Origin of the sequence: Pseudomonas gregormendelii (genome assembly GCF_017114825.1) — a bacterium.
In the GTDB taxonomy this organism is placed as follows: Bacteria; Pseudomonadota; Gammaproteobacteria; order Pseudomonadales; family Pseudomonadaceae; genus Aquipseudomonas; species Aquipseudomonas gregormendelii.
Map to the genome: position 1 here is coordinate 13164 of NZ_JADEVO010000017.1, position 26347 is coordinate 39510.

The following is a 26347-nucleotide window of genomic DNA, read 5'->3' on the forward strand; positions in this document are numbered from 1 at the left end:
GTGCTCCGTGAGCTGTGCGGTTTGATTGATCGCCGGCAGCGCCGGGCGCGGGGTGACCGCCGATGAAAGCCTTCACCCCAAAGCTGTTCAAGCAAACGGCGCCTCGCGCGAAGTCAATCGACCGCGAGGGCCAGGAGCAGGCCGCGCTGCTGTCCGAGATCGAACTGCGCTATCCGCAGGTGTTTGAGCTGATCTACCACGTCCCGAACGGTGGTCACCGGCACAAGCTGGTGGCGATGAAGTTGAAACAGCAGGGGGTAAAGGCCGGTATTCCTGACCTGGTGCTGCCGATGGCCCGCGGCGGGTTCTTCGGTCTCTACATCGAATTCAAAGCCACTGTTGATCCAGCAGCGGTATCGCCGAGCCAAGCCGGCTGCATCCGACGCCTGAACGACCAGGGCTATCTCGCTGTGGTCTGCCGTGGGCACTTCGACGCGATGGAGCAGATCCGCGCCTACCTTCGGCTCGCTCCTACAGTGGTGGCCGCATGACTACCGTCGCAGTTTCAATCTCAGAGCCGGAAATCCGCAAGCACGCCGCTGACCCGGATGTGACCACGTTGCGCGACCCACGACACCCTGGTCTGTACATGCGATTCGCGCAGAACCGCCAGCGCGGCACTTGGTATCTGGTCCATCGGAAGAAGTGGGAGCGTATCGCTGGTTATCCCGACCTGAATGCCAAAGCTTTGCTCGGCGTGCTTCCGCAGATCCGGGCGCGCATTGCCGCTGACCCTGCCGCATCCGCCGTCGAGGGCACTCTGAACACGGTTGGCGAGTTGCTGAGGTGGTTTGCCGAACGCCAATCCCGCGACCGCAGTTTGTCATCGAAGCGTCGGAAGACGGCCAAGTCGGCCATTGCCTGCCATCTCCTGCCTCGCCTGATGGATATGCCTGTTGGTTCGGTGACGCGCGCCAGCCTGGATCAGGCCGTCATGTGGCCGTTGCAGGAGATACTGAGCCTGTCCTACGTTCGCCTGATGTGGGGCGTGCTGGTCGTGGCCTTCCTGCAGGCGTTCAAGCTGAAGATGATCGCGACCAACCCGATTGCAGGGTTCAAGTTCACGGACTTCACCAAGGCGAAGATCCAGCCCAAAACATCCCGGCTGCGCGCCGTCCAGATCGAGGCAATCCTTCAGCAGCTGGACACCGGCTTCGACGAAGCCCCGGCCGACTGCATGCTGGCCCTGATGATGCTTTGCCATGGCACTCGGGTTGGTGAAACTCGACAGGCCCGCTGGGCCCATCTCACCCTTGGTGAAATGGGCGAGTGGTTCATTCCGGCCGAGAACACCAAGACCCGCTGCGAACACACGTTGCCGGTGACGGCGCAGGTCGGGGCGCTACTGAAGCGTTACCGGGAGTGGCAGTCCAGCCGTGGCTACACCGGTGCATACCTCTTCCCGTCGAAGAATGGCCGCTGCATGACAGAAGGGCAGGCGTGCGCCGTGTTTGCCGCCCTGGGTCAGGGCGAGTGGACCAGCCACGACCTTCGCAAAGTTGCCCGTACAGCTTGGACAGACCTTGGCGTGGATTTCCTCATCGGCGAGATGCTGGTGAACCACACGCTGAGTCGGAACGTGCAGACCTACATCCATACGTCGGCCGCAGTGCTCAAGCGTGTGGCGCTGGAGAAGTGGCACGACTGGTTAGATGGTAAGGGCTTCTTCTTTATCCATGGGTGGATGGGTGGAAGAAATGGAAATTCGCACAATGCCGCTGAGGCCTTGAGTGGCGCGGCCTCCAGCCCCATCAAGAATCCGTAAAAGGCGAGGTTTAAAAATGATGAAAAAGCACCATGGGCCTGCCTTTGTGCGTTGTTTGATCCCGATGACCGAGTGCCCGTCATGCCATGGCGCCGGCTTGATCCAAGGCGTCTTCCATCAACTCGAATGCATCGGCTGTCACTCGTCCGGGTTCGTCCATGCCGAGACGCTGGAGCCGCTGCTCATCGAAGACTTGGTGATTCAGCTTGGGTTGGGGATGCGCCGCGCAACTAAACAGCTGAGCAGCTCGCGCAACGAAGGTGGAGCCCAAGTCCAGTACGAACAGAACAATCGCCGCGGTGCCGGCGGATCGAATTTTACCGGCGACTGATCGCCGTTCTTTATTTGTTGGGGGAGAGTCACTATGAAACTGATCGGAGCACGCCAAGCCTGGACCGACTCGCAGCATGAGTCCAATGCCTCAATATCTGCAGTGGCCATCGACTCAGCCAAGTCCGCCACGATCGCCAGGAAAGCCAGGGCTCGCCAGCATGAGGTGGTGTTCGCTGCTATGGGTGAGGATAAAGAAGCTCGCATCAAGGTCGCCCGCCAGAAGATCAGCTTTAGCGAAACCCGCCGGACACCGATTGGTCGGTCAACGGCCCGCGCTGCGCACCTTGCAATGATGGGAAAAATCCAGCGCGCCATCGGCACTTTACCGTTCCAGGTGCAGCAGTTCGGCCACTTCCTATATCACCCATGCTTGACCATGCAGCATGTAATGAATGCTGTGCTGCTGATTACGGCCAAGACGCAGTTGGCGGATCTGTCTTCGGCTAAACGTGTGAAGGCGCAGTACCTGGTGACGATCGCATTGCAGTCGTACAAAGCGGAGGTTACAGGTGCGCCGGAGTGGGGGCCGGCCCGGATAGCTGCTGAAATGCAGGTGTTTTTCGGTGTGACGATTGAACCAAAACACTGGAATCGCGACTGGTTGGGCCTGTGGGAGGCCCTGAAGGACGTGATCAAAGCAGTAGATTTAGAGGCGCAGTCGCCTGTATGGCAGGTAATACACTCGGAAAAAGAAGAATCAGCAGCGTAATCTGTTGACATGGTGGGGAATAACAGTTAATTTTCTCATAGTGCGCAACTTACCTCCAACGCACACCTTCTTCAGAACCCGGCCATTCAGCCGGGTTTTTTCGTTTTCGGCTCCACCACACCCATTGCTCCGAGCTGGGAGTGCTGTTGGAGCCGAACTTATTACGCTCCCCGCGAGGGAGGACAGCCGGATGTCCAAGATGCCTGAGAAAAATCCCGACTTTTGGGCGCAGGTCTGGCTCGTCCTCAGCACCCCGCTCTGGCAGGGCGCGATCATGGCCTTCACCGTCTCGCTGTTGCGCGTGCTGTATGAGGGGAAAGAAGCCAACAAGTGGCGCGTGATGCTTGAGGCGATGATCTGCGGTTCATTAAGCCTTTCTGCCAGCAGCGTCATCGAATGGATGGCTTGGCCCTCCAGTCTGTCAGTTGCGGCAGGAGGCACTATCGGATTCATCGGTGTGACCGCGATTCGTGAACTGATTATCAAGTTCCTCGGACGCAAGGCGGACACAACATGAAGGCGATAGCTGCAGCATTCATCATTGCTCTGGTTGGCATCTTGCTCGTCGGCATTCAGCAGTACCGCGTTATCGCACTGCGTAGCGAGATGCAGATCGAGACCAAGAGCAAGGACGACGCGATCAAGGCCAACACTGAGAGCCAGGCGACGATCACCACGTTGCGAGCGGAAGTCCAGCGCAACGCTGACTACCAGCGCGATCTTACCAAGCGGCTCCAGGCCAGCCAGGCCAAAGCCAGAAAGGCGGAGAAGAACTTTGAAGACCTCAAGCGCAGCAGTCCGGCTGTTCGTGATTGGGCTGCTCAGCCTCTTCCTGACGGCCTGCGCGGGAAAGCCGCCACTGGTAACAACCACAACGGCGGTACGGGTAGAGCCCCCGGAGCTGATCCCGTGCGAGCGCGTTGATGAAGGCGCCTATGACCTGCGCCTCAATGGCGATGTGTGGCAGCTCAAAGATCAGGCCATCAATCTACTCGACACGTGTGCCGACCAGGTGGACGCGCAGATCAAGCGCAGTCAGAGCAGGTAACGCCGCCACCATCGACCGGAGTTGATTATGTCTCGATTAAAAACTCTTCCGGCCCGTATGCAAACGCCTGAAGGCAGGCCGTTCGCCAGTCCTGTTGCGCCGGATGTGGCGGATGGTTGGGGCTCGGGTCGTGGTGGTCGACCCTGGCGTCGCAAGCGTGCCGCGATCCTCGTGCGTGATGAGTACACCTGTAAAGCCTGCGGTGTCATCACGTTGCAGCTCGAGGTGGACCACATCGTCAATCGTGCCCGTGGTGGTTCAGACGATGAAGACAACCTCCAGGCGCTCTGCATCCCTTGCCACAAGACAAAGACTGCCGCCGAGTCGGCCGAAGGTGCGGGGAGGGCGTGATGCTCAGCGATTCCGTCGCGCAAATGCGAATCGGTATTGATTGACGTCTGTTGCACGCCAGTACCCCGGGGCGGGTCGAAACCGTGGAAGGTTTTGCATAGGACACCGCCCCCGACCGCACGGACAGATTTTTTCCCCCACACAGGTTTTTTGTTAATGGCGTTAACAACCAAGCAGCGTGCTTTTGTCGACGCTGTGAGGGGAGGTGCGTCTAATAAAGATGCAGCGATCGCCGCAGGATACGCGGCCTCCAGCGCTTCGGTAGCCGGTTCAAGGTTGGCGAAACACCCGAATGTCATCGCTGCGTTGGCATCTTCGCCCATTAACAAAAATGTTAATGGGGTGGCTCGAGGTGCTAGCGCGAATTTGCCACCTCTGGATCGTGACGAGCCTGGTGACGAATCCGCTTTCGACTTTTCCAAAGCGATGAAATTCACCGATCCCAAAGCATTTTTGATCGCAACCATGAATGACTACGACGCCGACGCAAAGCTTCGGGTGGATGCTGCCAAGGCGCTGATGCCGTTCATTCATCCGCGTAAAGGCGAGGGCGGGAAGAAGGAAGAGAAGGAAGACGCAGCTAAGAAAGCCGGCAAAGGAAAATTTGGAGCAGCGCCTCCACCCCCTACACATTTGCGATCGGTGAAATAAGTGAACGAACCCACCTGGGACACTGCGTGCCCAGACTGGGAATCGCGAATCATCAACCGGCAATCGTTGGTGCCCTTCCCGCCGTTGTTTCCGAACGAAGCTGCTGCGTGCATGCAGGTCTTGAATGACCTGCGGATTGTCGACGCACCTGGTAGCCCGCTGATTGGCGAATCCTGTGCACCATGGATCAGTGATCTGGCCGGCGCGATTTTCGGCGCTTACAACTCCGATACCGGAGAACGGCTGATCCAGGAGTTCTTTCTCCTCATCAGTAAGAAGAACGCAAAAAGTACCATTGCCGCGGCGATCATGCTGACCGTGCTGATACGTAACTGGCGCCAGTCAGCCGAGTTCATCATCTTGGCGCCGACGATCGAGGTCGCGAACAACGCGTACGCGCCGGCACGCGATATGGTCAAACACGACGAAGAGCTCTCGGCCCTCCTGCATGTGCAGGATCACGTGCGAACCATTACGCATCGCGAGTCCGGCGCCACTTTGAAGGTAGTCGCAGCGGATCAGAACACAGTCGGTGGCAAGAAGGCGGCGGTCGTCCTGGTCGACGAATTGCACCTGTTCGGCAAAAACCCGCACGCAGCCAACATGCTGCGCGAAGCCACCGGCGGGCTAGCGTCTCGTCCCGAAGGTTTCGTCATCTACCTGACGACGCAGTCCGACCAGCCACCTGCGGGTGTGTTTCGGGAAAAGCTGCAATACGCTAGGGGCGTTCGTGACGGCACAATCATCGATCCTAATTTCCTGCCGGTGATTTACGAGTTTCCCCAGAAAATCCTCAATGCCGATGATCACCGGAAGCCAGAGAACTTCTACATCACCAACCCGAACATGGGGTACTCAGTCAGCGAGAAATTCCTGATTCGAGAAATGAAAAAAGCGGAGGAGGCGGGCGAGGCTGAGGTGCTTGGCTTTATGTCAAAGCATCTCAACGTCGAGATTGGACTCGCATTGCGCTCGGATCGTTGGGCCGGTGCCGATTACTGGGTCGCTGCAGCAGAGAAGAAACTCACTCTCGATGATCTGATTACCCGATGCGACGTTATCGACATTGGGATCGACGGCGGTGGTCTGGACGACTTGCTGGGTTTTGCCGCCGTTGGGCGCGACAAACGAACCCGTGACTGGTTGGTGTGGACCCATGCCTGGGCACATCCCTCCGTGCTCGAGCGAAGAAAGGCAGAAGCTCCGCGCTTCCATGATTTTGAAAAAGACGGCGACCTGACCTTGTCGAAGCGAATTGGCGATGACGTGCTTGAGGTAGCCGACTTGGTTGAGCAGGTTGAAGCGTCGGGTTTGCTGGACAAAGTCGGTGTCGATCCAGTCGGAATTGGCGCGATTTACGACGCGATGATCGAGCGCGAGATCCCACCAGAAAAAATTGTGGCCATTAGCCAAGGCTGGAAGCTGGGCGGGGCAATCAAGACCGCCGAACGCAAGTTGGCTGAAGGCGGTATGAAGCACGGCGGACAACCCATGATGGCCTGGTGCGTCAGCAACGCGAAAGTCGAGCCGCGCGCGAACTCCATCCTGATCACCAAGCAAGCCAGCGGCTCGGCCAAGATCGATCCCTTGATGGCCCTATTCAACGCAGTGACCCTGATTTCTCTTAACCCTGAAGGCCGGGGTAATGATGACTTCATGGCTGCCATTCGGAATCCGATCATCGTATGAAACCATTACACGTCTTCGTATTGACCGCTTTGTGCGGCTTCGGTCTAGCGGTTGCAGCCGTCTACATTCTGGCAGGCCTTGGCTGGTCTTTGCTGGCCGGCGCCGGCGCGTTGTTTCTCATCGCGGGCTTTGTGCGTAGGGGGCTGACCGGTGAATAGATCCTTATCGGCCGTAATCGGCCGTGCAGCCCGAAAGCCCAGTGCTTCCGTGGGAGAGTGGTTTGGAAAATCGATAAAACTGAGCGACGGCGGATTCTGGGGGCAGTTCCTGGGTGGTCAGTCCAGTTCCGGAAAAACGGTGAACGTCGATAACGCCATGAAACTGTCGGCGGTCTGGTCCTGCGTGCGAATCATCTCTACCTCGGTGGCAGGATTGCCCCTTGGCGTTTACCGACGAGAGTTGGACGGCGGCAGGAGCGATGCGCGTGATTTTCCAATCTACGACGTCATCCACACCAGTCCCAACGAAGACATGACCGCCTTTCAGTTCTGGCAGGCGATGGTCTCTGCCATGTTGCTGCGTGGCAATGCTTTCGCCGAGATCATGCGTATTGGAGGGCGGATCGTTGCATTGGATTTCCTCTTGCCATCAAGGGTCGACCTCGAGGTTGATGCTGATGGCCGTGTGGAGTATTGGTTTCGTCCGAGAAAAGGCGCCAGACGTAAAATCGAGCGCGAAAACATGCTGCACATCCCGGCCTTCAGTCTGGATGGTCGAGTTGGGCTATCAGCCATCCGCTACGGTGCGGATGTGTTCGGCGCTGCGATGTCGGCAGATGACGCTGCTAACGGCACCTTCAAAAACGGTCTTCTACCTGCGGTGGCTTTCAAGGTCGACCGGGTACTCAAGCCCGAGCAGCGCGAGGAGTTCCGTGACTACGTGAAGCAAGTGTCGGGTGCGCTGAACGCCGGGCGCTCGCCTGTGCTGGAGCAGGGTATTACCCCAGAGTCGATAGGGATTAACCCGGTCGACGCTCAATTGTTGGAGTCCAGGGGTTACAGCATTGAGGAGGTCTGTCGCTGGTTTGGGGTTCCTCCTTGGATGGTCGGCAAAACCGATGCCGGTAGCAACTGGGGCACGGGCCTCGAGCAGCAAATGATCGCTTTCCTCACCTTCAGCATCAGCTCGATCACCAATCAGATACAGCAGTGTGTGAACAAGCGTCTTTTGACTGCGGTTGAGCGCCGCACTTTTTACGCGGAGTACTCCCTGGAAGCGTTTCTCAAAGCGGACAGTGCGGCCCGGGCTGCGCTGTACAGCACCATGGTGCAGAACGGTATCTATACCCGGGACGATTGCCGCGTTAAAGAGAACCTTCCCCGCAAGGGTGGCAACGCTGCCGTGCTCACCGTACAAACCAATCTCACCCCGATTGATCAATTGGGGCAAACAACCGACGGGCAGGCTGCGCAGGCTGCGTTGAAAAACTGGCTCGGCCAGAAACAGGAGTAAGCAATGGCGCTGAATATCAAAGCCAGCGGCTTCCGCTGTGAGCTGAGCCCTCGTGCGCTCGAGATGTGGAATCCGGATATCCGCGCTGCCATGGAAACCGGAACGGACACCATCACCATGTACGGGATCATCGGTGAGGATTGGTGGGGCGAGGGCGTGACAGTTAAGCGGGTGGACGCGGCACTACGTGCCATCGGCGACAAGCCCGTTACCGTGTACATCAACTCGCCCGGTGGGGACATGTTTGAAGGTATCGCGATCTACAACCGTTTGCGGGAACACTCTCAAGAGGTCACCACTAAGGTTTTGGGCCTGGCCGCCTCGGCGGCGTCAGTTATTGCGATGGCCGGCGAAAAGCGTGAGGTGGCCAAAACAGCCTTCCTGATGATCCACAACTGCTGGACCTATTTTGCCGGGAATCGACACGCAATCCGTGAGCTGGCCGACACAATGGAAGAGTTCGACCGCGCGATGATCGGCCTGTATGCGGACACGAGCGGTCAGGATGAGAAAACCGTTGAAGCGATGCTGGACGCTGAAACCTACATGGGCGGCGCCACTGCCATGGACAAAGGTTTCGCAACCGGGCTTATTTCCGCCGATGAGGTGAAGGAAGCCGCCGATCAGGAGCAGAGCCAAGCGCATTCTGCCCGCCGTCTGGATGCGGCCCTCGCAAAGTCAGGCATGCCCCGCACTGAAAGACGCAAACTGCTTTCCGAAATCAAGACCGGTACGCCTAGCGCTGCCGGCGGCGACACGCCTCGCGCTGTCGTGCCGGGTATGCCTTGCGCTGCCCTTGATGTATCCGCGTTTGAAGAAACCGCAACCCAGGCGTCTGCATTACGGAACCTCATTCCCATTCGCTAGACGACTGAATTAGCAACCCGATCAGTAACCGCCCAAGTGGCGGTTTTTTCATTTCTGAAGGAAGCAAAACCATGCCAGTAGATCTTTCCCAAATCGAAGCTTCTCAAAAGCAAACCCAGGCCGATCTGAAAGCCGTTGGCGATCAGATCAAAACCTATGCCGAGCGCACCGAGAAGGAAATCAAGGCCTCCGGTGAAATGCAGGCTGAAACCCGCGGCAAGGTGGACGAGCTCCTGCTCAAGCAAGGCGAGCTGCAGGCCCGGGTACAGGAGGCCGAACAGAAGCTGGTCAATGCCGGCAAGCAGCATGATCCAGAAATTCAGCAATCGGCCGGTCAGTTGGTGTCGGCCAAGATGCAGGAAGAGGGGGTTAGCAGCTCGTTCCGTGGATCTCGCCGGGTCGAGGTCCCTCGTGCAGCGCTGACCTCTGCCCCTGCATCGGGTGGCGCACTGGTACCCGCTGAACGCCTGGGTGTGATTCTCGCACCGCAGCGTCGACTGACCATTCGCGATTTGGTTGCCCCCGGCACCACAGGTTCCAACGCGGTGGAATACGTTCGCGAGACGGGCTTTACCAACAATGCCGCGATTGTTGGTGAGGGCCTGGCCAAGCCTTACAGTGAACTGACCTTCGGCTTGGAAAACGCCAACGTTCGCACGATCGCGCACCTGTTCAAAGGTAGCCGCCAGATCCTCGATGATGCTGCCGCTTTGCAAAGCTACATCGATGCCCGGGCGCGTTACGGGTTGCTGCTCGCTGAAGAAGCGCAGCTGCTTTACGGCAACGGAACCGGGAACAACCTGCACGGCATCATCCCGCAGGCTCAAGCATATGTTTTGCCGGCCGGCATCATCGTCGAAGCAGAGCAACGCATCGATCGCATTCGACTGGCGTTGCTCCAGGCAACGCTGGCTGAATTTCCATCCACTGGCATCGTGCTTAACCCGATTGACTGGGCCGCGATCGAACTGCTCAAAGACGGCGAAAATCGTTACATCATCGGCAAGCCACAAGAGGGCACTTCGCCGCGGCTTTGGAATCTGCCCGTGGTTGAAACACAGGCGATTGTCCAAAACCAATTCCTCACGGGTGCATTCAGCCTCGCTGCGCAAATCTTTGATCGCATGGGCATTGAAGTGCTCGTCTCGACCGAGAACGACAAAGATTTCGAGAACAACATGGTCACAATCCGCGCTGAGGAGCGCCTGGCGTTTGCGGTGTATCGACCAGAAGCATTCGTCACTGGCCCTTTGATTGCCGCGCCTTAATTCTCACGACTTCATGTAGAGCCGCCTAAAAGCGGCTCTTATTTTTTTGGAGACACAAAAATGGCTCGCGTGACTCAAGCAAAAACAGCATCAACGCCCGTCGCCGATGGCACTAGTGGTCCCGATGGAATGGGCAGCACTACTTCTTCCGAACTCGATCAGGACGCGACGAGCGTTGATGGGCCAACGCTCAGCTCTCCAGCATCAGAGGCTGACACTGACGACAGTCCCGGCAATCGGATGGTTATCTATCCAATTCGAAGTTACCTGGATGGCAAAGAAATTCGTCAGGCTGGTGGTGCAGGGTATGACTCACCTAAACACGAAGCGCTTTTGCTTATTGCAAAGGGGCTGGCGACTGAGACCGACCCAAAGGCTTGATATGAACGCAATCTCGACAGAGGAAGCGATGCAGCACCTGCGGGCTGAGGACGACGATCGTGACAGTGTCGAGCTGCTCTTGGCCGCGGCCGAAGACAGCGCAGCGCAGTTTCTAAACCGGCGATTTTATGCTGATGAAGTTTCGCTCGCTGCTGCATTGGCGGATGGCTCCGCTGGCAGCAAGCCGATAGTCATTAATCCTTCCATTCGCGCCGCCTGCCTGCTGATCGCGGGCAGTCTCTACGCGAATCGGGAGGATGTGGTCGTCGGGACAATTTCTTCTGAATTGCCCATGGGCTCCCGCTCGTTGTTGACGCCATATCGCGTTGGCTGGGGGGTTTAATGAGAGCCGGATCATTGCGTCATCGTTGCATCATGCAGAGGCCAGTGCGCGTTAAAAACCCATCGGCCGGCTTCGACGTCACCTGGTCGGACATTGGCAAAACATGGGCTGATATTTCTCTGCCCACCGGGCGCATCGCGCCTATAGCAGAACAGCTGAAGGCGGTCGTCTCAGCTGAAATTCGCATTCGGCCTCGCGCTGATGTGATCGCTGGCATGCGTCTAGTGCATGTAGCCAACGGGCTCAGCGTGACCTATCTCATCGAAGCAGTTTTGCCCGACAACGCACGGTCGATGTTTCGACTGCTTTGTTCAAACGTCCCTAATTCATAGAGGTGAGCAATGAAAGTAATCGCATTAGGCAACCTGTCGGGTGCCATTGGCGAAAAAGCCAAAGGTGAGGAATTCACCGTCGACGCCAAGACAGGCACCGACCTGGTCAAACACGGTCTTGTTCGTGAAGTCGTGGAGTTGCCTGGAACGAAAAAGACCGAGGCGGTCAAGGAGTAAGCCATGGCTCGCCGCTCGCGCATGTCTGGCGACTTTAAGTTGCGGCGGACGCTGCGCAACATTCACCAGACCATGGATAACGAGTTGGTCCCAGTGATGCAGGAGTCTGCGGACCAGATTTTGGCAACCATGCGGCAGTTGGTACCGAGGGACACCGGGGCCGCTGCAGGTGCTCTAAAGACGTTCGTTTCCAAAAGCGGCTTGGATGCACAAATCGGTATTCGCGGTAAAAGGGACATGCGCCGGTTCTTCTATTTACGCTTTCTCGAGTACGGTACCAAGGGTTACAACGGTGCGCTTTATCGACGTGCTGATGCCAACGCAGTGGGTGGAGAACACACCAATAACCGGGACAAGTCGCAACTGAAAAGGCGGCGCAATGCCCTGAACGAGCGGCCTACGAAGAATAAAAGTGATGGTGGCCACTTCTACGGTAACTATCCTGATATCCCGGCTCGACCTGCGCATCCATGGCTTCGACCAGCGATGGCCGTAAATCGGGAGTTCGTTCTGGCCAATATCCGCGCCGCTGTGGCCAGGACTTTGAGCAAAGCAAGCAAGGGAATTACCGATGGCTGATCCGTCTCTTGCACTTCAAGAAGCGTTGGTGGCGCGACTGGAAGCCGAGGTCTCGTGTCCTGTTTACGACGGCGCGCCGATGGACACGCCGATGCCTTACATCTCGATTGATCGTGAAGTCTCGGTGAACGCCCGGCCCATCTCAGGCCGTAAGCGCGAGACTCGCATGCTCTATATGTCGGTTTGGTCTGATGCCCACGGCCAGGCTGAGGTGAAGCGCATCAACGGTGAGGTTGTTGCCGCCCTGGACGAACGCCGGCTGCCTCTTTCTGTAGGTCGCGCCGTATCCGTCCGGGTCGAACAAGCCGATGCCCAGCGCGATGCTGACGGCGTCACTTACCAGGGCTCAATCACGGTCCGCGTAATCACCACCCACTAAACCCTACACCCGGCCGCCCTGCGGCTTTATCCAATGCGCCTTTGGAGGACTCCCCATGGCCGATGACAACCTCAACACAGCCGCCGGCTGCCGATTCTCGATCGGCAGTAAGAACGGCGCAGACACCGAAGCGCTGTACAAAGCTGATACCTATGTCGAAGTGGGCGAGATCGAAGACCTCGGTGAGTTCGGTGACACCTTCAGCGCGGTGAACTTCACCTCCCTTCGCGACGGTCGAGTGCGCAAGTACAAGGGTACTGCGGATGCGGGCGACCTGACCCTGACCGTGGGCCTGGATAACGGCGACCTGGGCCAGGCCAAACTGAAAGTGGCGCACAAGGACCGCAGCAAAGGCGACTACAACATCAAGGTTACCCTGAATGACGGCGATCCTGATGCGACCCCGGCCGTTCTGCCGACCACCTTTTACATGCGCGGCAAGGTGATGAACAACACCGTCGCTCCCGGCGCCGCCGATAATGTGGTTCGCCGTAACGTCACCATCGGCATCAACTCCGACATTCTTGAAATCCTTCCAACGTAACTGGCGGGGCTTCGGCCCCAGCCTTTAAGGACTTGACCCATGAGTAAAACTCTTCACGGCACCATTGAGGTCACCGTGGGCGATGACGTTTACACGATGGTGCCTACCTTGGGCGCCGTTCGTGCAATCGAGGCGCAGTTCGGCGGACTGCGAGGGGCCTCTCAAGTAGTGAGCGCTCTGAGTGTTGATGGGTGCGCGCGCATAATTGCGGCGGGTGCAGGCTTGTCGGGCAAGGAGGGTGAAGCGCTTGCCGAACAAGTTTGGCAGTCCGGTGTGCTCGATGTGTCCGTCCAACTCAATGCTTACTTGGTCGCGCTCTATAACCCGCGAGGGAAAGAGTCGGGAAAGAACGAAGCGGGGAAGGAGTAAGCGCTGTCGAGGACGGTAGCTATGTTGATCGGTTGTATGCCGTGGCCACGGGCTGGCTGGGCTGGTCGCCTGAGGTAGCTTGGCGTACGCCGCTCCCTGAGTTGTTTCTGGCCATGGACGCCAGGATCGAATGGGCGCAGATGACGAATCCTTTTGGCGGAAAGCCGTCCGGATCGAAGGAAAAGCCGAAACCGTCGACCGTTGCAGAAAAGCTGCGGCAGGTTCTGACGGGGCGGCAGGCATAATTTAGCCTTTTTGCTGTCCCCGATGTGATGATAGATTGCCGCCATCTACAGGGAGGGTTGAAAGTGCTGAAAGTGATATGCGTGACGGTGTTGGCGTTCGTGATTTCGGGATGTGAGACCACTCAAGTGTCTGCGGATCGCGCAAAGCAAGTAGCTCAATCAGATGTTTACGCGTTCAGCCGTCAAAAAAATCCCGACGACGCGAGGATCGTGTTCACCCAGGATGCGGGTGCAATGAGCTGTTTTGGAGCGGGGATGTCTGTTTACCTTGATGGTCAACTTGCAGCAAAGACTAGTCATGGGGAAAGTGTGAAGCTCTATCACGCGCCGGGTCCGGCGCAGCTCAGTATCAAGAACAACGCCATGTGCGCTGGCGGTGACTTGAGCGGCCTGCTGCTGGAGCTCAAGCCGGGCCTCTCCTATCAGGTTCGAGGTTACCGGGGTATGTGGGACAAGCCTGAACCGCTGCTCACCACTCCTTCTCCTTTTAAATACACGAAGCAATAGTCTGAAGAGGGGTGGCAGTATTAGCTGCTGCCCTGAAGGCTCAACAAAAACAACTCGCTTCGGCGAGTTTTTTTACGCCCGGAGAAAGCAATGGCTGACACAGACGTTCAGGGAATGCTGGTCAGGATTGAGGCAACTACCGCACAACTGCGGCAGGAAATGGCTCGCGCTGACTCCAGTGTTGCCCAAGCATCGGGCAAAATTGATAAGAGCTTGGCAGGTATTGATGAGGCGTTCGATCGAGCCGGAGAAAGCGCGCAAGGAGCTGCCGGTTTCATCAAAGGCGCGCTGGCTGGGGCGATCGGAATTGCTTCAATCAGCAAGATCGTCGAGGCGGCGGACTCCTACGGTCAGATGTCTGATCGGATCGGCATGGCCACGAGCAGCGTGGGCGAATACGACCTGGTCCAGCAGCGGCTGCTCGAAACTGCCAAGCGCACTTACCGACCGCTGAGCGAAGCGCAAGAGTTGTACATCCGGACCTCGGACAGCCTGAAGTCGATGGGGTACGACACCGGCCAGGCCCTGGACGTGATGGACAGCTTCAGCTTTTTGCTGGTGACCAACTCCGCTTCAGCTGATAAGGCCAGCTCGGCGATCGATGCGTACTCCAAGGCGTTGCAAACCGGCAAAGTCGAAGCTGATGGATGGCAGTCGATTCTTGCAGCGATGCCGACGGTTGTGGACACCATCGCAAAATCCACCGGCAAAACAGCCGAGGAAATCCGAAGCCTCGGAGCGCAAGGCCAACTCGGTTTGGATTTGCTTACTGAAGGGTTGCAAAAGTCTGCTGGGGCCAACGGTTTACTGGCTGACAGCATGAGCGTTGCAGTGCGCGATGCGGTGCAAAACCTCTCGAACGCCTTCACCGTTTATCTGGGCAGGTTGAACGAGACCACCGACTTCACCGGCGTCCTAGCAGGTAGTATCGGTGTGCTCGGTGACAATTTCGGAACGTTAGCGGATATCGCAATCGTTGCGGCCATCGCTGCTCTGACCAAGTACGGCGTGAGCGCCGCTGATTCCGCTGGCGTGGCCATCTATTCGGCATTTCAAGATGCGGCGGCTCGAAAAGCCCAAGCGGCAGCCATTCTCCTTGCCGCAGAAGCAGAGCAAAAGAAAGCTCAGACCTCGGTGTTTCTGGCCGAGAAAGAAGTGGCCGCAGCGCGCGGCACGGCTGTGCAGACGCAAATGTCGATCCAGCTTGCCGAAGCGCGAATGGCCGAAGCGCGGGCGACAAACGCTGTCGCCGTTGCCCAGGCCGGCCTAGGTCGTGCCGGTGGCGTCATCATGGGGCTGCTCGGCGGGCCTATAGGTATCGCAGCTCTCGCCATTGGCGCTGCTACTGCGTTCCTGACGCTTCGCGACAACACCAGTGTGCTTGAAAAGAAGCTCGGGGATCTCGGCGATCCCATTGATAAATTGGTTGAGCGATTCAACAAGCTCAACCGAGCGACTCAATCGGTCACGCTGCGCCAATTGCAGTCAGAAATCGACGACATGAAATCTCGCCTCGGGCAGAAGTCCGGGGCTATTGCCGACCAGTTTGAGAGCGATCTCAGGAACATGGGGGCTGCGGGCGCTGATGGTCTTATGGCCGGACTGGCGCCTTTGCCAGCGCTAGCGCAGAGCGCATTGGATCTGGTGCGCAAAGCCGCCAAGGATCAGGCAGGCGGCATGGCCGTCGATTGGAAAGCGGTCGCCGATCAACTGCGAACCATTCCGGGTGTGACCGAATCGATGGCTCAGGCCATCGAGGAAAGTCAGGGGCCAGTCACTGAGTTATCCGCGGCGCTCGATAAGCAAAAGACCGCATTTGCAACTCTGACTGGGGAAACGGACGACAACACTCGTGCAGAGCGAGAGAACGCTGCCGCCAAAGCTTCAGCCGCCGGCGTCGGTCAGAAGTACCTGGAGCAGTTGCAGAAACAGCTTGGCGCAGCCCAAGACAAGACAGCACTCGAGGCGGCAAACAGGTTCATTGCTGAGAATACGCTGCTCACCGAAGGCATGATTGTCGCCATTCGTTCGGCCGCTGCCGCCAAGGATGCTCAGAAGGCGTCCGATGATGCCGCGGCTAAAGCATCTAAGAAGCACACAAGCGAATCAGAATCTGCCGCGAAGCAGCAGCTCAAATCCTTCCAAACTACGGAGGAGGGCTACAAGCGTCAGATCGAGCTGATCAACACCACAGGCGACAAGCAAAAAGACGCTTCCGAGGTCGCCAAACTTTCCTTTGAGCTCCAGGAAGGCAAGCTGGGCAAATTGTCTGAGGCGCAGAAGAAGCGGCTGCTAGGCATGGCTGCTGAGCTGGACGCGTTGAACAAAATCAAGAAGGCTAACGAAGACGACTTGAAGTTGACCGCCTTCAAAGCGGCGCAACGCACCGGCACGCAAACCTCACAGGATGGATTCGACCAGGAGCTGGCCGGCATCGGCCTGGGCGACAAAGCCCGTGATCGAATGCGCGCCGACCTGACGCTTCGGCAGAAGTATGCGGCCGACCTGGCTGCCTTGAACGAGCAACGCAACACCGGACAGATTTCGCCGGAGCTCTATGCCAGCGAAACCCAAGTTCTGCAGGACGAGCTCGGCAAGCGCTTGTCGGCTCAGCAGAGCTATTACAGCCAGGTGGATGTAGCGCAATCCAACTGGGCCAATGGCGCGTCGAACGCTCTGCAGAACTACGTGGACCAGGCTGCCGACGTCGCGGGCCAGACCGAGCAACTGTTCTCCAACGCGTTCGGCAACCTGGAGGATGGCATCGTCAACTTCGTGAAAACCGGGAAACTGTCCTTCAAGGACATGGCCGACTCGATCATAGAGGACCTGATCCGCATCCAGGTCAGGCAGGCCGCTGCCGGTTTTCTCAGCAGCGCCTTCGGCTTTATGTCCGGCGGCAGCCAGGCGCTGGGGCAGGGCACGATGACCGGATTCAGCGAAGGCGCAATGGTCGCGAATGCTAAGGGCGGTGTGTACAGCTCGGCCAGCCTCTCGTCCTATTCGGGCGGGGTTTACAACACCCCCCAGACCTTTGCCTTTGCCAAGGGCGCCGGCATCTTTGCGGAGGCCGGACCCGAGGCAATCATGCCGCTCACCCGGGCCGCTGACGGATCGCTGGGCGTTCGAGCGGTGGGCGGTTCAGCGGGAGGTGCTGCCGGTAAGGAAAGTTCGTCCACCACCACCGTCGGCGGGATCACCCAATACATCACGGTGAAGGGCAATGCTGATGAGTCGACCCTGGCGCAGATCCAGGACGCAGCTCGTCGCGGCGCTGAAGGCGGCTACCAGCTGATGCTGAAAGACCTCAAGCAGAACGGCCCAGCACTTCAATTAATCAAGCGCCGATAACCGGCTGTAGGAGTTTTATGGCTATCGTTTGGCCTGCTTCGCTGTGGCCGTCGCAAATGACCTGGGGCATGGTCTACAACAACCGGGCATTCACGTCGACGCTTTCCAATGCACAACAAATCATGGGCTACCCCGGTGCGTATTGGCTGTGCACGCTCAACTTCGACGATCTATTCGACGAGGATGAGCGCGAGCTGACAGCGTTGCTGGGCAGGCTGCATGGCATGTTTGGCACCGTGAATATCCCTGCATTCACCAGGATCAGAACCGACAACATCGGCGCCCCGGTCATCGTGACGGGTAATGCCCAGGCCACCAACCTGACCATCGGCGGCGTGACGCCCAGCAAAAAAGTCTTTGCCTACGGCGACTACATCACGATCGCGGGTGAAATGTTTGAGGTGGTTGAGGACGCCGTTTCGACGGCGCAGGGACGGGTCCAGGTGTTTCTCAACAAGCGGATCCGGCGGTCGCTGCCCGCCGGCGCCGTCGTGGAGTACAAAAATCCGTATTCGGAAATGCGGCGTGTCGACGACACCAACCAGCTGACGGTGCAGCCCGTCGTGGCCAATGGCAGCTTTCAATTCAGGGAGGCCTTCTGATGCCGTCTTCGTTCCCGTTCAGCCAAAGCGTGGTGAACATCATCGCCACCGGCAAGTTCATGCCGGTCTATGCCGTGCAGCTGGATTTTGCCGATGGCATGGTGTTCGCGCACACCGGTACCGGCCAGCTGGTAATCGATGGCATTACCTATGAGGGGGTCGGTACCTTTGGCGAGGTGAGCCAGTCGCAGGAAAGCGACAACTCCAATTCGCCCATGTCGGTCGAGCTGACCCTGAGCGGCCTCGATGCCTACATCCTGTCCGAGACCAATGTGCGCGGCTGCCGTGGGCGCCTGGCGAGAGTGATGTTCGTAGTGTTCGACGAAAACGGCACCTATGCCGCTGACATCCTGTTCTCGGGTCGTATGGATGCTGCCAAGTTCTCATTCGCCGGCAACGGCCAGGAAGGCAACAGCATCACTGTTCCGGTGATCGATCGCATGGCCGAGTGGAGCCGCACCGGTACCGAGCGTTTCACCGATGAAAACCACCGTGCTCGCCATGAAGGCGATCGCTTTTTCTATGCCATCGCCCAAATGTCTGAGTGGCCCATTTACTGGGGTTCCACCAAGGACGCACCGGTATTCACCTACGAGTAAAGCCATGCGCTATCAGGACTGGACCACGCGTCTGCATGACGTGATCAAGGCTGCCCAAGGGCGGCCTTTTTCGTGGGGCGAATTTGACTGCTGCCTGTTCGCCGCTGATTGCTCGGCCGCCGTTTGTGGTGTCGATCCAGCTGCGCAGTATCGCGGCAAATACACAACGGAGGCGGGCGCCAAGCGGCAGCTGAAAAAGCAGCACGGCAGCCTTGAGGCGGCTTGGGACGCCTGCTTTCAGCGGGTGTCTCTGGCCTTCGTCCAGCGCGGCGATGTGGTGCTGTACGACGCCCCGAACGGGCGAAGCATGGCGGTTTTCTGGGCGGGCGACTTCTGGTCCACGACCGATGACGGCGTTACCCGGGTTGAGTGTGAGCCGTTGGCGGCATGGAGGGTTGAATAATGAGTGCGGGCGTAAAAAAACTTGCGCAGGTCGTGGTGGGTGCGGTTGTAGGGTTCGCCCAGGGTGGCCCTTGGGGCGCCGCAATCGGTGCAGGCCTGGCGTTCTATGCCGCTGAGCAACAGGAAAAGCTCAACACCAAGTCGCCTTTGCGCGATAACGAGCCTTCGGCGCAAACCGTTCGTTCCTCAAAGGCACCGGTGCGTTTCATCCTCGGACGTGTTGCCACCGGTGGCGTGCTCGTGTGGGCGCAGGAACAATCCGGCAACCAGGCGGATGGCGAATGGCTGCACATGGTCTACGTGCTGAGCGAAGGGGCTATCGACTCGCTGGAGAACATTTATCTGGGTGAAGAGGAGATCGGTTCGTTCGGCGCATTTGCCAGCTATGAGTTGATCGTCAATCCCACCCAGGTGAACGCGTTCCTCAAAACCAACTGCCCAGGCTGGAAGGACAGCCAGATCGGCCGTGGTCTTTCGTTCGTGCGCGTATCGCTGCGTTACAGCGCGGAGAAATTCCCCTCCGGCATTCCGGATGCCCGGTTTGTGGTGAAAGGGCGCAACGATATCTTTGACCCGCGCACCGGCGCCACGGGCTACAGCGCGAACACCGCGCTGCACATCCTGTGGTACCTGCGCGCTCGCTGCGGCGTTCCGGATGACGAGATTGTGTTCTCGACCTTCGCCAGTGCGGCCAACGTGTGCGATGAGACCGTCACTAATGCCGATGGCTCGGTCAGTCAACGCTATCGGACGGCGTGCGTTATCGGCGCAGATGAGCAGCGCACCGGTGTATTGCAGAAACTGGAAGCGGCGTGTGCCGGCAAACTCATTCGCGTGGGCGGGCGCTGGATGCTCCAAGCGGGTGCCTATTACGGCCCGCACGATTTTGAGCTCACCGAAGACATGGTGGTGGGAACGATCACCGGCAGCACCGAGCCCGCCAATGATGCGGCGATCAACGTCGTGCGCGGTACCTTCGTTGATCCCTCGCAATCGTGGACTGAAACTGACTACCCGGAAGTGCGGGTCGATCAGTGGGTCATTGAGGATGGCGGCGAAGCGGCAGAGACGCTGACTTTTTCCTACGTTACCGACCCCTACCAGTGCCAGCGCCTCGCGAACATCGAGCTTCGGCGGCGGCGCGCCGGCGGGACCATCAACATTCCCATGAACCTCTCCGGCTACAACTGCCGGCCCGGGCGCGTGATCCGGGTGAATCTACCGTCGCTCAACATCTTGGGCGAGTTCATCGTCACCAACTGGTCGATGGGCGACAAAGAGGGCTGCAGTGTCTCTGTGGCCCAATACGAGCAGCCTATTTTCAGCGATGCGGTTGGGAAGCCCTACAACCCGATCGGCTTTATCAACCTGCCCGCCGGGGGCCTGGGCTCGCCGACAAACCTCAAATGGGCGCCGGTGGGTTCGGCTGAGGTCACGCAGGGCGTTCTGTCGTGGCTCCCGCCGACCGGCATCGTGAAGGAATACGTGGTCATCGTTCGCCAGGGCGGAATCGCGATTCAGTCGCACAACGTGCCGGCCACCTCCACGTCGTGCACGATCAACGGTTTGGCGTCCGGCAACTACACGATGAGTGTGGCAGCAGTGGGGCCGATGGCTCGATCGGGCGAAACTACTCTGTCCGTCAATGTGAATGGGCCACCGATTCCGGAGGCCTGTGTGGTGCAGTCGTCCATCGACTCGATCACCCTGATTCCGTCCAACACCCTGCGCGGGCTGAACGGTGGAACGTACGAATACTTCTTCAGTACGGTCCCTCAGTCCGATCCGAAGGACGCGGTGTATGTGGGGCAGGGCCTTTCGTTCACTCACACCGGCCTTGGGTTTTTCACCAACTATTACTACTTCGTCCGGTCCTCGAACGCCTACGGCAAAAGTGCGTTTCTTTACGTGCCGGCGTCGACTTCAAACGATGTCGGGGCCTACCTCGATGCGCTGGATGGAAAACTCACCGAAAGCCAGTTGGGCCAAGAGCTGCTGGATCGAATCGAGCTAATCGATGGTCCGCCGGCCTTACCAGGTTCTGTGAACAATCGCCTTGAAGTCTTGGATGGTCAAATCAGCGAGGTGACTGATTACCTTCAGGAGCGCGTTAACGACGGCCAGCAAGCACTCGCCGAGGCTCAAGCCACCTTCACCGAGGCGCAGGAGACGCTGACCGAAGCTCAGGCCACGATGCAGCTGCAGCTCAATCAGGTCAGCACCATCGCCAAATCGGGCGAGTATCAAAAGGACAAGGCCTATGGCGTCGGGGCGTCCACACGCCTGAACGACCGGCTGTATCAGGCCAAGATCGCGGTACCGGCGGATGCGACCGGGGCGAAGTCGCCACCCAACGCCACCTATTGGGTGGATGTTGGCCAAGTCGTGACGGATTCCAACGGACTGGCCACACGGGTCAGCACTGCTGAAAGCAAAATCACCAACATCGAAGGGGTCAACACCAGCCAGGGCACGGCGATCACCGGGCTGAACAACAGCCTGACGACCACCAACACCAACGTGACGGCGGCGCAGACTGCAGCGAACGCGGCGAACACCCTGGCCGGCGGTAAGGGCAAGGTGATCGTGCAGGCCGCTGCGCCGGCGGTGGCGGATCAATTGGCGCAAAACCTCTGGATTGACATCACCGGCGGCGCCAACACGCCGAAGCGTTGGACGGGGTCGGCCTGGGCAGCCGTAACGGACAAGGTGGCAACCGATGCGGCAGCGGCGGCAGCCAACGCCTTGTCGGTGGCCAATACCAAGGCCGACGCGGCGGCGCTCACCAGCCTGACCACTCGCGTGGAGTCTACAGAAGGGACGATCAGCAGCCAGGGCTCGGCGATCACCGGGCTGAACAACAGCCTGACGACCACCAACGGCAACGTGACCTCTGCGCAAAACGCGGCAAACGCGGCGAACACCTTGGCCGGCGGCAAGGGCAAGGTGATCGTGCAGACCGCTGCGCCGGCGGTGGCCGATCAGCTGGCGCAAAACCTGTGGATCGACATCACTGGTATTGCCAACACGCCGAAACGCTGGAACGGCTCGGCGTGGGTGGCGGTGACGGACAAGGTGGCGACCGATGCCGCGACGGCGGCAGCCAACGCCTTGTCGGTGGCCAATACCAAGGCCGACGCAGCGGCGCTGACCAGCCTGACCACCCGAGTCACTTCGGCGGAAGGGACGATCAGCAGTCAGGGCACCTCAATCACCGGGCTGAACAACAGCCTGACCACCACCAACGGGAACGTGACCGCTGCGCAAAACGCGGCGAATGCGGCGAACACCTTGGCCGGCGGTAAGGGCAAGGTGATCGTGCAAACGGGTGCGCCGGCGGTGGCTGATCAGCAGGTGCAAAACCTGTGGATCGACATCACCGGTGGGGCGAACACCCCGAAGCGTTGGACGGGTTCGGCCTGGGCGGCAGTGACGGACAAGGTGGCGACCGATGCCGCGACGGCAGCGGCCAACGCGTTGTCGTTGGCCAATACCAAGGCCGACGCGGCGGCGCTGACCAGCCTGACCACGCGCGTGGAGTCGACAGAAGGGACGATCAGCAGTCAGGGCACCTCAATCACCGGGCTGAACAACAGCCTGACCACCACCAACGGCAACGTGACCGCTGCGCAAAACGCAGCGAACGCGGCGAACACCCTGGCCGGCGGCAAGGGCAAGGTGATCGTGCAAACCGGTGCGCCGGCGGCGGCTGATCAGCAGGTGCAAAACCTGTGGATCGACATCACCGGCGGAGCGAACACCCCGAAGCGCTGGACGGGTTCGGCCTGGGCAGTAGTGACGGACAAAGTGGCGACCGATGCAGCAGCGGCAGCCGCCAACGCCCTGTCGGTGGCCAATACCAAGGCCGATGCAGCGGCGCTGACCAGCCTGACCACCCGCGTGACTTCGGCGGAAGGGACGATCAGCAGCCAGGGCACCTCGATCACTGGGTTGAACAACAGCCTGACCACCACCAACGGCAACGTGACCGCTGCGCAAAACGCGGCGAACGCGGCGAACACTTTGGCCGGCGGCAAGGGCAAGGTGATCGTGCAAACCGGCGCACCGGCGGCAGCCGATCAGCAGATGCAAAACCTGTGGATCGACATCACCGGCGGGGCGAACACCCCGAAGCGCTGGACCGGGGGCGCCTGGGCACCGGTGACGGACAAGGTGGCAACCGATGCAGCAGCGGCAGCCGCCAACGCATTGTCGGTGGCCAACACCAAGGCCGATGCGGCGGCGCTGACTGCGCTGAATTCTCGGGTGTCCAGCACCGAAGGCGCGATCACCTCGCAAAGCGACAGCCTGACGCAGCTCAACAACAGCCTGACGCGTTTCGGTGATAACTCGCCAACGAGCGTCTATCAGAGCCTATTTAATGGTCTGGCGGTGGATACCTGGGCAAAAACTCAGGCGGCTGCGGCGGCCACTGATTCGCTGTCGAACGTGGAAGGCAACATCAGTGGTGCCACGCTCACTATCGACATTCCGGCGAACGCGAACTGGTGGGGTGTGACCAACAAAAAGGTCCGCTTTGATCCGACTCGTTTGTACAAGCTGGCAGTGCGAGTGCAGCAAGTGTCTGTGCGCGCAGGTACACCGCCGCAGTTTTATGCAGGCCTCGATTGCTTCGCTGATGATGGTGTGACCCGGGTGAACACCAACGGGGCCAACTCGCCAAGCTCTTCGCATTACCTGCTGGCGAACGCAAAGACCTTGGTAGTGGGTGAATGGACCGAGCTGGTCACGTATGTGAAAGGGCATACGACCGGCGCGGGTGGTTCGGGGCAGGGCACCATCGCCAGTCCTAAGCCCCTCAAGGCGGGTTCACGCTACATCTCGCCCATGTTGATTGCGGGATACAACAACATGGGGGGCGTGGTCGCGCTGGACTATTTCACCATCGACGACGTGACCGATCAGGTGCAGATAGATGCGACCTCTGCCGCATTGGCTTCGCTCGATTCGACGGTTACGCAGCAGGGCACCACCCTTACCAGTCAAGGCAATAGCCTGACGTCGCTGAACAATAGTCTGACGGCCACCAACACGAACGTGACGGCCGCGCAGACTGCAGCGAACGCAGCGAACACCCTGGCCGGTGGAAAGGGCAAGGTGATCGTGCAAACCGGCGCGCCAGCGGTGGCTGATCAGCAGGTGCAAAACCTGTGGATCGACATCACCGGTGGCGCGAACACACCGAAACGTTGGACGGGTTCGGCCTGGGCAGCGGTGACGGACAAGGTGGCAACGGATGCGGCAACGGCGGCAGCCAACGCCCTGTCGGTGGCCAACACCAAGGCCGACGCGGCGGCGCTGACCAGTCTGACCAGCCGGGTTACCTCGGCGGAAGGGACGATCAGCAGCCAAGGCACCTCGATCACTGGGCTGAACAACAGCCTGACGACCACCAACACCAACGTGACTGCGGCGCAGACTGCGGCGAACGCGGCGAACACCCTGGCCGGCGGCAAGGGCAAGGTGATCGTACAAACCGGCGCGCCGGCGGTGGCCGATCAGCAGGTGCAAAACCTGTGGATCGATATCACCGGCGGGGCGAACACGCCCAAACGTTGGACGGGTTCGGCCTGGGCAGCGGTGACGGACAAGGTGGCAACCGATGCGGCAACGGCGGCAGCCAACGCCCTGTCGGTGGCCAATACCAAAGCCGACGCAGCAGCGGTCACGGCGTTGAATTCGCGGGTGACCAGCACCGAAGGCGCGATCACTTCGCAAAGTGACAGCCTGACGCAGCTCAACAACAGCCTATCGTCGATGCAAGGTGATTTGGCGGGGCTGGGCTTGGACCCTGCGCCCAATGCTCTTTGGCAGTTCGATGCCGGCGTGGAGGGTTGGACTAATGGAGGGTCAACTGTTGCCTGGGCGGATGGCCAGGTAACGATCAGCTCAACAGGTACTGACCCAACGTTCTCTAGCCCATCTGGGTTGGGGATCAGCGGTTCGCTGTATACCAAGGTTCGGGCGCGGATCACGCGAATCGCCGGTGCGGGTTGGGATGGCAAGGTGTTTTACGCCACGCCATCGCACTCCGTAAGTTCGAGCTTCTACAAGTCACTGCCCAACCCGTTGTTGGCCATTGGCCAAAGCACCGTTTTGGAATGGGACATGGCGGCGCTCTCAGTGGGCGGTTCGGATTGGGTGAACTCAACCATCACGCAGATCCGCCTCGACATCGGTGGCGCATCCGCCGCAGACGTGTTTGCGGTCGATTGGGTGGTTGTCGGGCGAGCCGGGCCGGGGGCCAGCAGTGCTGCGTTGTCGTCGCTTGATTCGACGGTCACTCAGCAAGGTGCCACCCTGATCAGTCAGGGCACCAGCCTGACGTCGCTGAGCAACACTCTGACGACCACCAACACCAACGTGACGGCGGCGCAGACTGCAGCGAACGCGGCGAATACCCTGGCCGGCGGTAAGGGCAAGGTGATCGTGCAAACCGCTGCGCCGGCGGTGGCCGATCAGCAGGTGCAAAACCTGTGGATCGACATCACCGGTGGAGCCAACACGCCGAAGCGTTGGACGGGTTCGGCCTGGGCGGCGGTGACGGACAAGGTGGCCGCCGACGCAGCTGCAGCAGCGGCCAGCGCCTTGTCAGTGGCCAACACCAAGGCGGACGCCTCGGCGGTCAGCAGTTTGACCACGCGCGTGACCAGCACCGAACAACAGATCACGGCCCAGGCCAACAAGCTGGACGGGATCTATGTCCAGGTGAACCCGATGCTGGCTGGCGATACGGACGGCTACGCGGGCTCAACCGGAAGCTTCGTCGGCGTTTGGTCCGAACAGTCGGCTCGGATTGAAGACGGGATGGTGATCGGTAGGAAGGTCGATACCGTTGAGGTGGCCGCCAATCAAGCTGTGGATCTGGCTCAGCAGAACAATGCAGCAGTTCAGCAAGTCAGTGCAGTGGTTCAGCAGGTCAGCCAGGCGCAGATTACAGCGGATGGCAAAGCGTCGGCCATGTGGGCGGTCAAGCTGCAGGTAAACGCCCAAGGGCAGTATGTGGCGGCCGGCGTTGGCTTGGGTATAGAGAACGGTCCGGCGGGCTTGCAGAGTTCCTTCCTGGTGAGTGCTGACACCTTCGCGGTCGTAAACGGGATCAATGGCACGCTGTCATCGCCTTTCGCTGTTACGGGCGGCCAGGTCTTTATCCGCTCTGCGTTTATCCAAGACCTCTCACTGTCGTTCGGCAAGATCGCCGACAACATTCAGTCAGACAACTATGTGGCGAACAGCACCGGCTGGAAGCTGAGCAAGTCGGGTGGCATGGAGCTCAACTCAACAGTTGCTGGCCAGGGCAGGGTGCAGGTTACCAATCGGGCGGTGAAGGTCTGGGATGCCAACGGCATTCTGCGAGTGCAACTGGGAGATCTTGCTGCATGA

General features: G+C 59.2%; 28 protein-coding genes. All 28 read left to right on the forward strand.

All coding sequences use genetic code 11. The annotated features are described in order from the left end of the window. Positions 1-62: 62 nt before the first annotated feature. The 28 genes from IMW75_RS13535 (at position 63) to IMW75_RS27380 (ending at position 26347) form a co-directional block, all read left to right on the forward strand. A complete protein-coding gene (locus IMW75_RS13535; protein WP_205892897.1) occupies positions 63-491 on the forward strand; it encodes a VRR-NUC domain-containing protein in 429 nt (142 codons plus the stop codon). After that, positions 488-1765 (forward strand): tyrosine-type recombinase/integrase, encoded by a 1278-nt coding sequence (locus IMW75_RS13540; RefSeq protein WP_205892898.1) that lies wholly within the window; start codon positions 488-490, stop codon positions 1763-1765. Before IMW75_RS13535 ends, IMW75_RS13540 begins: the two co-directional genes overlap by 4 nt. Before the next feature lie 16 nt (positions 1766-1781). Next, entirely contained in the window at positions 1782-2096 is a 315-nt protein-coding gene (locus tag IMW75_RS13545; protein ID WP_237142284.1) for a hypothetical protein, read from the forward strand. 33 nt (positions 2097-2129) lie between these two features. Beyond that, positions 2130-2807 carry a hypothetical protein gene (locus IMW75_RS13550; protein WP_205892899.1) on the forward strand — a complete coding sequence of 226 codons (678 nt, stop codon included), beginning with the start codon at positions 2130-2132 and terminating at the stop codon, positions 2805-2807. A gap of 190 nt (positions 2808-2997) precedes the next feature. Then, positions 2998-3324, forward strand: a complete 327-nt coding sequence (locus IMW75_RS13555) for a phage holin, lambda family (RefSeq protein ID WP_205892900.1) — start codon at positions 2998-3000, stop codon at positions 3322-3324. After that, positions 3321-3731, forward strand: coding sequence for a hypothetical protein (locus IMW75_RS13560; protein ID WP_205892901.1), 411 nt, complete (start codon positions 3321-3323; stop codon positions 3729-3731). Before IMW75_RS13555 ends, IMW75_RS13560 begins: the two co-directional genes overlap by 4 nt. A gap of 151 nt (positions 3732-3882) precedes the next feature. Next, positions 3883-4206, forward strand: coding sequence for an HNH endonuclease (locus tag IMW75_RS13565; RefSeq protein WP_205892902.1), 324 nt, complete (start codon positions 3883-3885; stop codon positions 4204-4206). A gap of 156 nt (positions 4207-4362) precedes the next feature. Further along, a complete protein-coding gene (locus IMW75_RS13570; RefSeq protein WP_205892903.1) occupies positions 4363-4857 on the forward strand; it encodes a terminase small subunit in 495 nt (164 codons plus the stop codon). Further along, positions 4858-6546 (forward strand): terminase large subunit domain-containing protein, encoded by a 1689-nt coding sequence (locus tag IMW75_RS13575; RefSeq protein WP_122838261.1) that lies wholly within the window; start codon positions 4858-4860, stop codon positions 6544-6546. Further along, positions 6543-6704, forward strand: a complete 162-nt coding sequence (locus IMW75_RS13580) for a hypothetical protein (RefSeq protein WP_205892904.1) — start codon at positions 6543-6545, stop codon at positions 6702-6704. The genes IMW75_RS13575 and IMW75_RS13580 overlap by 4 nt, the downstream gene beginning before the upstream one ends. Next, positions 6697-7998 carry a phage portal protein gene (locus IMW75_RS13585; protein WP_205892905.1) on the forward strand — a complete coding sequence of 434 codons (1302 nt, stop codon included), beginning with the start codon at positions 6697-6699 and terminating at the stop codon, positions 7996-7998. Before IMW75_RS13580 ends, IMW75_RS13585 begins: the two co-directional genes overlap by 8 nt. A 3-nt stretch (positions 7999-8001) precedes the next feature. Continuing rightward, positions 8002-8865: a head maturation protease, ClpP-related gene (locus IMW75_RS13590; protein ID WP_205892906.1), complete on the forward strand. Its 864-nt coding sequence runs from the start codon at positions 8002-8004 to the stop codon at positions 8863-8865. A 71-nt stretch (positions 8866-8936) separates the two neighbouring features. Next, positions 8937-10133, forward strand: a complete 1197-nt coding sequence (locus tag IMW75_RS13595) for a phage major capsid protein (protein ID WP_205892907.1) — start codon at positions 8937-8939, stop codon at positions 10131-10133. A gap of 60 nt (positions 10134-10193) precedes the next feature. Continuing rightward, positions 10194-10514 carry a hypothetical protein gene (locus IMW75_RS13600; RefSeq protein WP_205892908.1) on the forward strand — a complete coding sequence of 107 codons (321 nt, stop codon included), beginning with the start codon at positions 10194-10196 and terminating at the stop codon, positions 10512-10514. 1 nt (position 10515) lies between these two features. Further along, a complete protein-coding gene (locus IMW75_RS13605) occupies positions 10516-10857 on the forward strand; it encodes a head-tail connector protein (protein ID WP_045060658.1) in 342 nt (113 codons plus the stop codon). Then, a complete protein-coding gene (locus tag IMW75_RS13610) occupies positions 10857-11189 on the forward strand; it encodes a head-tail adaptor protein (RefSeq protein ID WP_205892909.1) in 333 nt (110 codons plus the stop codon). The genes IMW75_RS13605 and IMW75_RS13610 overlap by 1 nt, the downstream gene beginning before the upstream one ends. A gap of 9 nt (positions 11190-11198) precedes the next feature. Next, positions 11199-11366: a hypothetical protein gene (locus tag IMW75_RS13615; RefSeq protein ID WP_205892910.1), complete on the forward strand. Its 168-nt coding sequence runs from the start codon at positions 11199-11201 to the stop codon at positions 11364-11366. 3 nt (positions 11367-11369) lie between these two features. Further along, positions 11370-11945 carry an HK97-gp10 family putative phage morphogenesis protein gene (locus tag IMW75_RS13620; protein WP_205892911.1) on the forward strand — a complete coding sequence of 192 codons (576 nt, stop codon included), beginning with the start codon at positions 11370-11372 and terminating at the stop codon, positions 11943-11945. After that, positions 11938-12324, forward strand: coding sequence for a DUF3168 domain-containing protein (locus tag IMW75_RS13625; RefSeq protein ID WP_122838267.1), 387 nt, complete (start codon positions 11938-11940; stop codon positions 12322-12324). Before IMW75_RS13620 ends, IMW75_RS13625 begins: the two co-directional genes overlap by 8 nt. 55 nt (positions 12325-12379) lie before the next feature. Continuing rightward, the gene (locus IMW75_RS13630; protein ID WP_045060661.1) at positions 12380-12868 is read left to right on the forward strand and encodes a hypothetical protein; all 489 of its coding nucleotides are present in this window, start codon (positions 12380-12382) and stop codon (positions 12866-12868) included. Between the two features lie 39 nt (positions 12869-12907). Then, positions 12908-13237 carry a hypothetical protein gene (locus IMW75_RS13635; protein WP_205892912.1) on the forward strand — a complete coding sequence of 110 codons (330 nt, stop codon included), beginning with the start codon at positions 12908-12910 and terminating at the stop codon, positions 13235-13237. A 41-nt stretch (positions 13238-13278) separates the two neighbouring features. After that, the gene (locus tag IMW75_RS13640) at positions 13279-13482 is read left to right on the forward strand and encodes a hypothetical protein (RefSeq protein ID WP_082069207.1); all 204 of its coding nucleotides are present in this window, start codon (positions 13279-13281) and stop codon (positions 13480-13482) included. 63 nt (positions 13483-13545) lie between these two features. Next, positions 13546-13989 carry a hypothetical protein gene (locus tag IMW75_RS13645; RefSeq protein WP_205892913.1) on the forward strand — a complete coding sequence of 148 codons (444 nt, stop codon included), beginning with the start codon at positions 13546-13548 and terminating at the stop codon, positions 13987-13989. 90 nt (positions 13990-14079) lie between these two features. Continuing rightward, the gene (locus tag IMW75_RS13650) at positions 14080-17340 is read left to right on the forward strand and encodes a phage tail tape measure protein (protein ID WP_205892914.1); all 3261 of its coding nucleotides are present in this window, start codon (positions 14080-14082) and stop codon (positions 17338-17340) included. Between the two features lie 17 nt (positions 17341-17357). After that, positions 17358-17942: a hypothetical protein gene (locus IMW75_RS13655; RefSeq protein WP_045060664.1), complete on the forward strand. Its 585-nt coding sequence runs from the start codon at positions 17358-17360 to the stop codon at positions 17940-17942. Next, positions 17942-18541 (forward strand): hypothetical protein, encoded by a 600-nt coding sequence (locus tag IMW75_RS13660; protein WP_205892915.1) that lies wholly within the window; start codon positions 17942-17944, stop codon positions 18539-18541. Before IMW75_RS13655 ends, IMW75_RS13660 begins: the two co-directional genes overlap by 1 nt. A 4-nt stretch (positions 18542-18545) precedes the next feature. After that, a complete protein-coding gene (locus IMW75_RS13665; protein WP_205892916.1) occupies positions 18546-18944 on the forward strand; it encodes a DUF6950 family protein in 399 nt (132 codons plus the stop codon). Next, a complete protein-coding gene (locus tag IMW75_RS27380; RefSeq protein WP_414704648.1) occupies positions 18944-26347 on the forward strand; it encodes a phage tail tip fiber protein in 7404 nt (2467 codons plus the stop codon). The genes IMW75_RS13665 and IMW75_RS27380 overlap by 1 nt, the downstream gene beginning before the upstream one ends.